Below are 993 nucleotides of genomic sequence, written 5' to 3' on the forward strand. Positions count from 1 at the left end.
AAGTGGATCGTATTACCTATTGTTATCGCAGCGACAGTATTTGCTTTGAAAGCGATTCCAGGTCAGATCGGTGAGAGCTTAACGCGTCAGTACAAAATCTTTGATAACAAGCATACTTGGGCAATGACAGTTATTTATACAATGACTTTTGGTTCATTCATTGGTTTTGCAGCATCTTTCCCGCTAACGATTAAAGTTGTATTTGGTTTCCAGCACGTGATGGTTGATGGTGTGATGACACACAACACGGCTAACCCTAATGGGCCAAGTGCTTTAATGTACGCCTGGATGGGGCCTTTCATCGGTGCTTTGATTCGCCCAGTTGGTGGTTGGATCTCTGATAAAGTAGGTGGTGCTTTAGTTACTCAGATTTGTGCGGTAATTATGGTGGCATGTGCAATTGGTGTGGCTTACTTCATGAAAGCCGCTTACCAGTCAGCAACACCTGAAGAATTCTTCGTACCATTCTTTGTATTGTTCTTAGTCTTGTTTGCTGCAACAGGTATTGGTAACGGTTCTACTTTCCGTACCATCTCTCAGGTATTCAATAAAGAGCAAGCAGGTCCGGTATTGGGTTGGACTGCAGCGGTGGCAGCATACGGTGCATTCATTATGCCTAAAGTATTGGGTGAGCAAATCAAGGCGACGACTCCTGAGTACGCGCTATATGGCTTCGCAACGTTCTACGCCGTATGTATCGTTCTTAACTGGTGGTTCTACCTACGTAAGAGCTGCGAGCACTATAATCCATAACGACAATCCATAAGTTGTAAGTTATGGCTTAAAATAAAAAACCGCGCAACTAGCGCGGTTTTTTATGTTTACTGGTTAATAAATGGCCAATAATTGGCTTGCTAAGCAGGTGTTAATATCAGCATAATATGCATGCTAAAAAACAAATATAACATCAGCCTGGTAATCATACTGTTATGCAAGCTTCTTGCTTTTCGCCGATGAGTGGTGAACTGAAATTATTAGTGATAGAGGACCATC

1 protein-coding gene is annotated in these 993 nt (G+C 42.5%); it reads left to right on the plus strand.

What is annotated here, in order from left to right; all coding sequences use genetic code 11:
• Positions 1–753: nitrate/nitrite transporter (locus A3763_RS25025; protein WP_369823178.1), on the plus strand; the 753-nt coding region annotated here is incomplete at its 5' end.
• Between the last annotated feature and the right edge of the window lie 240 nt (positions 754–993).

It is taken from the genome of Oleiphilus sp. HI0128 (assembly GCF_001635365.1).